This is a genomic window from Azospirillum humicireducens, from assembly GCF_001639105.2.
In the GTDB taxonomy this organism is placed as follows: domain Bacteria; phylum Pseudomonadota; class Alphaproteobacteria; order Azospirillales; family Azospirillaceae; genus Azospirillum; species Azospirillum humicireducens.
The window spans coordinates 298,342-304,737 of the sequence record NZ_CP028907.1; the positions used below are offsets into that span (position 1 = coordinate 298,342).

The window sequence follows — 6,396 nt, forward strand, 5'->3', positions numbered from 1 at the left end:
GGTGGGGGCAAAGTCGAACCTCCCCTCACCGCCGCTCGGCCAGCACGCGGTTGGCGATCACCACCGCCTGGGTGCGGCTGTAGACCTTCAGCTTCTGCAGGATGGCTGAGACATGCGCCTTCACCGTCGTTTCGGTGATGCTGAGGTCGAAGGCGATCTCCTTGTTCAGCTTGCCGGTGCCGAGCAGCTCCAGCACCCGCAACTGCTGCGCGGTCAGGGTGGCGATGCGCCGCGCGATCTCCGCGGTTTCGGCATCCTCCGCCTCTCCGACGCCCTCGTCGCCGGCCTGCGGCGGGACGTAGAGCTCGCCGTTCAGCACCTGTCGCAGGGCCGCGGCGATGGCGTCGCGCGGGGTCGATTTGGGGATGAAGCCGGCGGCCCCGCTCTCCATCGCCTCCCGCACCCAGCGCCGTTCCTCATGGGCGGACACGACGACGACCGGCGTCGCCGGGAAGCGCTGGCGCAGCGTGCGCAGTCCGCCCAGCCCGTTCATGCCGGGCATGTTGACGTCCAGAAGCACGAGATCGAGGTCGCCGCGTTCCTCCAGCGCCTGCATGACGCTGTCGAGGCGGTCCGCCTCCATCACGTCCGTGGCCTGGCAGGAATAGAGCACCGCGCTGCGCAGGGCGTCGCGCACCATCGGGTGATCATCGGCAATCAGGATCCGGGTCATGGCCTGCGGTTCCCTGTGCAGCGGCGGGTGGAATGGGATGCGGGACGTAAGTCCGCAAACAGTGTGTCAGACCGGAATGGGAAGGCGCAACACCGCGAATGGCGCGAATTGTTTTGTGCGCGAACATGCCGCACCGCCATCGGTGTTACTCCTTCCGGCCGGGGCCTCAATGCTCAGTCCTCATGCACTGTTTCCAGCCAGGAGCGGATGGCCCACAGTGCCTCCTGCCCCAGCGCCTCGCCGAAGGCCGGCATGTAGGTGACGCCGTTGCGTATGGAGCCGTTGATCACGCGCTCCTTGAACCACTCGTCGCCGGCATCGCCCTTTTCCAGATAGCGCAGGTCGGGAGCGATGCCGCCGGACACCGCGCCCAGCCCATGGCAGCGCGCGCAGTTCTGGTTGAAGGCTGACGCGCCGATCTCGATGGCGCGCTGGTTGCTGCGGTAGGGATTGCTGTCGCGCCACTTGTCGCCCAGCCTCTCCAGCCCGGTGGTGTCGACCGCCTGCGGCACCACATCGCCATGGGCATGGACCGGACCGGCCAGCGCCAGCGCCAGCACTCCGGCCAGGGCGGCGGCATGCAGTGCCGGACGGCGGCGGGCGAGGGGAGGCGGCGCGGCGGTGCTGTGCGTCATCGGTGCGTCCTCTTCCTGCATCCTTCTTGTGGCCGCGGCAGTCCGATCGCTTGTCGCCCAAGGTTTTTCGGGCAAACGGGACCGTTGCGGGGCCGGATTGCGGTCGAGGATAGCAATCGTTCGTTCGCTTAATTATTCGACAATGGTACAAGGCCGCGGAGCAGCGCCCGGCTCACGCCCGGCCGAACCGTCCGGCTGCATCCTGGACGATGGTCGGATGACGCATGCGGCAGGCGGCGGCCGTGGTCCGGTCATGCCAACGGCGGCAGCCGCCCGGCATTGATCGCCGCCTTCACCTTCGCCAATTGCCGCACCGCCGGATCGCCCAGCCGCAGCGCCACGCCGGTCGACAGGACGTCGATCAGCGTCAGGTGGACCAGCCGCGAGGCCATGGGCGTATACATCTCCGTATCCTCCACCGGCTGGCTGGCGACGACCACGCTCGCCATGCTGGCCAGCGGAGACCGCGGCGCGGTGATCGCGACAACAGCCGTGCCCTGTGCCCGAGCCGCTGCCGCCAGCTCGTTGATCGCCCCGCTGCGCCCGGTGTTGGACAGTGCCAGCAGCACCCCGCCGGCCCCCATGTTGACCAGCAGCATGCGCGCCAGCACCGGGTCGGCACAGGGCTGGGCATCGGCGCCGAAGCGCAGCAGCTTGTGCGCCGCATCCTTCGCCAGGGCGCTTGACCCGCCGGTGCCGACGCACAGCACCCGCGGTGCGGCCGCCAGCAGGGCGATGGCCCGCTCCAGCGCCTGCTCGTCCAGGGCCGCGGAGGCGGCCGTCAGCGCCGCCGCACTCGATGAAAAAATTTTTCGCGCGAGCGTGCCGACATCGTCCTCGGGCGCCACGTCCTGGCTGACATAGGGCGTGCCGCTCCGCACCTCATCGCGCAGGGCGTCGCGCGCCTGGCTCTCGGCGAGGCGCAGCTTGAAGTCCGGAAAGCCGGCGCAGCCGACGCTGCGGCAGAAACGCACGACCGTCGCCTCGCTCACCTCAGCCGCCTGGGCCAGCGAGGTGACGTTCAGGTCCAGCACCCGGCGCGGGTCCGCCAGCACCAGTTCGGCGATCCGCCCTTCCGACCGCTTCAACTCGCCGCGCAGCCGGCGGATCGCGTCCAGTATGTCCAATGGTGCAGGGGGGGCGGCAGCGCTGTTGACCGGGGATGGCATGGCGTAAGGTTACTTTCCAGGAAGGCCCGGCGGGAGCGGCGTCCGACGGCATCCCCCACCGGGATGCGGAGACCACTATGAAGAATTTTGCCGTTGCTGGCGAGGAATCCAATGTCGAACCGCCGCATATGAAAAAAATTTTCTTCACATGCCGCCACCCCTGGCGTATGGTCCGTTTCGGAAATCATCGCCTCCCTCTAACGGTCGAGACGCGATCATGAGCAAGCCCGCCACCCTGAATTCTGTCGTCGCCCGCGTGACGGAGCGCATCGCCGAGCGCAGCCGCGACCGCCGTGCGGCCTATCTGGCGCGGCTGGAAAGCGCCGGCGGCAAGCCGCGCCGCCATCGCCTGGGCTGCGCCAATCTCGCCCACGCTTTCGCTGCCTGTGGCGCGAACGACAAGGCGGCGCTGCGTGGCGAGACCCAGCCGTCGATCGGCATCGTCACCGCCTACAACGACATGCTCTCCGCCCACCAGCCTTACGAGCGCTATCCCGCCCTGATCCGCGAGTCAGTGCGCGCGGCCGGTGGCGTGGCCCAGGTGGCGGGCGGCGTGCCGGCGATGTGCGACGGCGTCACCCAGGGTTACGAGGGGATGGAGCTGTCGCTGTTCAGCCGCGACGTGATCGCGCTGGCGACCGGTGTGGCGCTGTCCCACGCCACCTTCGATGGCGTGCTGTGCCTGGGCATCTGCGACAAGATCGTGCCCGGCCTGGTGATCGGCTCGCTCGCCTTCGGCCATCTGCCGACGATCTTCGTGCCCGCCGGGCCGATGCCGTCCGGCCTGTCGAACGCAGACAAGGCGAAGGCGCGCCAGCTCTACGCCCAGGGCAAGGTCGGGCGGGAGGAACTGCTGGACGCCGAGTCCCAGTCCTATCACGCGCCCGGCACCTGCACCTTCTACGGCACCGCCAACACCAACCAGATGCTGATGGAGATCATGGGCCTGCATCTGCCGGGCGCCAGCTTCGTCAACCCCAACACGCCGCTGCGCGATGCGCTGACCGACGCGGCGGCCCGCCGGGTGGTGGCGATGACCGCGCCCGGCGCCGGCACTCCCATCGGCCGCATCGTCGACGAGCGCGCGCTGGTCAATGGCATCGTCGGCCTGCTGGCCACCGGCGGTTCGACCAACCACACCCTGCACATCCCGGCCATCGCCGCCGCCGCCGGCATCGAACTGAACTGGGAGGATTTCTCGGAGCTTTCGGCGGTCGTCCCGCTGCTGGCCCGTGTCTATCCCAACGGCAGCGCCGACGTGAACCGCTTCCATCAGGCCGGCGGCATGCCCTTCGTGATCGGTCAGCTGATTGACGCCGGGCTCGTCCACACCGACATCGCCACCGTCTGGGGCGACGGCGGGCTTGAGCCCTACCGCGGCATGCCGGACCTGGACGAGGGCGGTGCCCTGACCTGGACCCGTGCCGCCACCGATCGGAGCGGCGACCCTACGGTCGTCGCCACCACCGCGGCGCCCTTCGCGGCCGAAGGCGGCCTGCGCGTGCTGACCGGCAATCTCGGCCGCGGCGTGATCAAGACCTCGGCGGTCAAGCCGGAGCATCGCGTCGTCGAGGCGCCCGCCCGCGTCTTCGACAATCAGGAGGCCGTCCAGGCCGCCTTCCGTGCCGGCGAACTCGACCGCGACGTGATCGTGGTCGTCCGCTATCAGGGCCCCGGCGCCAACGGCATGCCGGAACTGCACAAGCTGACCCCGCCGCTGGGCGTGCTGCAGGACAAGGGCTTCAAGGTTGCGCTGGTGACCGACGGCCGCATGTCCGGTGCTTCGGGCAAGGTGCCGGCGGCCATCCATGTCACGCCGGAGGTGAAGGGCGGCGGCCCGCTCGGCCGCGTTCGCGACGGCGATGTCCTGCGGCTGGATGCCGAAGCCGGGACGCTCGACGCCCTGGTGGACGCTGCCGAGTGGGAGAACCGCGGCGCTCCCCCGCCGCCGAGCGAGGATGCCTCCCACGGCTGCGGGCGCGAGCTGTTCTCGCTGTTCCGCAACAATGCCGGCCCGGCGGAGAGCGGTGCCTCGGTTCTCAACCTGCTCGGGCGATAGCGCAGCGGCAATTCTGGAAGAAACGGGCCGGCATCGGGCCATGCCGGCCTGGATTGTGACCGGCCCATCCCTGTGGCACCATGACGCACGGGTTGCCTGAGGCACCGTGCCACCGACGCGAGAGGTCCGAAGATGCAATCCCGCTCCACCGTCGCCGCCCCCGCACTGCCTCCCTTCGACTACACCGTGTTCGGCGGCACCGGCGATCTTGCCCTGCGCAAGCTGCTGCCGGCGCTCTATCTGCGCGACAAGGCGGGGCAGGTGGCCGAGGGCAGCCGCATCATCGGCGTCTCGCGCAGCCCGCTCAGCCCGTCCGACTACCGCGCCAAGGCGGAGCAGGCGATCCTCCAGCATGTTCCCGCCGACGAGCGCGACACCGGACTGATCGCGCGCTTCCTGGAGCGGCTGGACTATGTTCCGGTCGATGCCACCTCCGACGACGGCTGGCGCGATCTGGCGGAGCGGCTGGAGAACCCGCCTGCCCAGCGCAACAGCGCGGTGCGCATCTTCTATCTCGCGACCTCGCCCGGCCTGTTCGGTCCGATCTGCGACCAGCTCCGTGCCTTCGGCCTTGCCACGGCGGGCTCCCGCGTCGTGCTGGAAAAGCCGATCGGCCGTGACCTTGCCTCGGCGCAGGAGATCAACGATCAGGTCGGCGCCGTCTTCTCCGAACAGCAGATTTATCGCATCGACCATTATCTGGGTAAGGAGACGGTGCAGAATCTGCTGGCTCTGCGCTTCGGCAACTCCCTGTTCGAGCCGCTGTGGAACGCCAACCACATCGATCATGTGCAGATCACCGTCGCCGAGACGGTCGGCGTCGAGGAGCGCGGCGGTTACTACGACCAGTCCGGCGCTTTGCGCGACATGGTGCAGAACCACCTGCTGCAGCTCGTCTGTCTGGTCGGCATGGAATGCCCGATCTCGCTGGCCCAGGAATCGGTGCGCGACGAGAAGCTGAAAGTGCTGCGTTCGCTCAAGCCCATCGGGCCGGACGAGATCGGCGGCTGCACCGTCCGCGGCCAGTATCGCGCCGGCGCGGTCGCCGGCGGCGCCGTGCCCGGCTATCTCGACGAACCCGGTATCCCGGCCGGCAGCGGCACCGAGACCTTCGTCGCGCTGAAGCTGGAGATCGACAACTGGCGCTGGGCCGGCGTGCCCTTCTATCTGCGCAGCGGCAAGCGGCTGCCAGCCAAGATGTCGGAAATCGTCATCCAGTTCCGCCCGATCCGCCATTCGATCTTCCCGCAGGCGGCGGGCGAGCTCCAAGCCAACCGCCTGATCGTCCGCCTGCAGCCCGACGAGAGCATCCGCCTCCACCTGATGACCAAGGAGCCGGGACCGGGCGGCATGCGCCTGCGGCCGGCTGCCCTCAACCTCAGCTTCGCCCAGACCTTTGGCGGTCGCTTCCCCGACGCCTACGAGCGGCTGCTGATGGATGTGGTGCGCGGCAACTCCACCCTGTTCATGCGCCGCGACGAGGTCGAGGCCGCATGGCAATGGGCGGAGCCGATCATCGACGGCTGGACGGCCCGGCACGAGATGCCGAAGCCCTACATCGCCGGCACCTGGGGTCCCTCGCAGTCCATCGCCCTGATCGAGCGCGACGGTCGCACCTGGCACGATGACGAAATCCCGGCTGCCGCTTTCTGAGCGGGCCGCTCAAAAAATCGTCATGGTGGTGAAAAAAGTTCTTGCGCGGTTTGGGAGGGCTCGCCTATAAAGCGCCTCCCGACGCGAACGACGCCGGCGCCGCCGACACGGCGGCGACCGACACGCGACGGGGAAGCCCGACAAACCGGCGCTTTTCACCTGAACCCCAGAGGTTCGGTGAGGCTTTCGGTTTCTGCATCGGGCGGG

5 protein-coding genes are annotated in these 6,396 nt (G+C 68.8%); 2 read left to right on the plus strand and 3 right to left on the minus strand.

Going from position 1 to position 6,396, the window contains the following annotated elements; genetic code table 11:
• Positions 1 to 25 precede the first annotated feature (25 nt).
• The 3 genes from A6A40_RS28545 to A6A40_RS28555 form a co-directional block, all read right to left on the minus strand.
• The gene (locus tag A6A40_RS28545) at positions 26 to 673 is read right to left on the minus strand and encodes a response regulator transcription factor (RefSeq protein ID WP_108549212.1); all 648 of its coding nucleotides are present in this window, start codon (positions 671 to 673) and stop codon (positions 26 to 28) included.
• A gap of 173 nt (positions 674 to 846) precedes the next feature.
• Positions 847 to 1,308, minus strand: a complete 462-nt coding sequence (gene pedF, locus A6A40_RS28550) for a cytochrome c-550 PedF (RefSeq protein ID WP_236784120.1) — start codon at positions 1,306 to 1,308, stop codon at positions 847 to 849.
• A 251-nt stretch (positions 1,309 to 1,559) separates the two neighbouring features.
• Complete coding sequence (locus A6A40_RS28555; RefSeq protein ID WP_108549213.1) at positions 1,560 to 2,477, minus strand: SIS domain-containing protein; 918 nt, start codon at positions 2,475 to 2,477, stop codon at positions 1,560 to 1,562.
• Between the two features lie 217 nt (positions 2,478 to 2,694).
• Between A6A40_RS28555 and edd the strand changes: the two genes are divergently transcribed.
• Both edd and zwf read left to right on the plus strand, forming a co-directional pair.
• Positions 2,695 to 4,536, plus strand: coding sequence for a phosphogluconate dehydratase (edd, locus tag A6A40_RS28560; protein ID WP_108549214.1), 1,842 nt, complete (start codon positions 2,695 to 2,697; stop codon positions 4,534 to 4,536).
• Between the two features lie 132 nt (positions 4,537 to 4,668).
• On the plus strand, positions 4,669 to 6,189 hold the full coding sequence (zwf, locus tag A6A40_RS28565) for a glucose-6-phosphate dehydrogenase (RefSeq protein ID WP_108549215.1): 1,521 nt from the start codon (positions 4,669 to 4,671) through the stop codon (positions 6,187 to 6,189).
• The last annotated feature ends 207 nt before the right edge of the window (positions 6,190 to 6,396 follow it).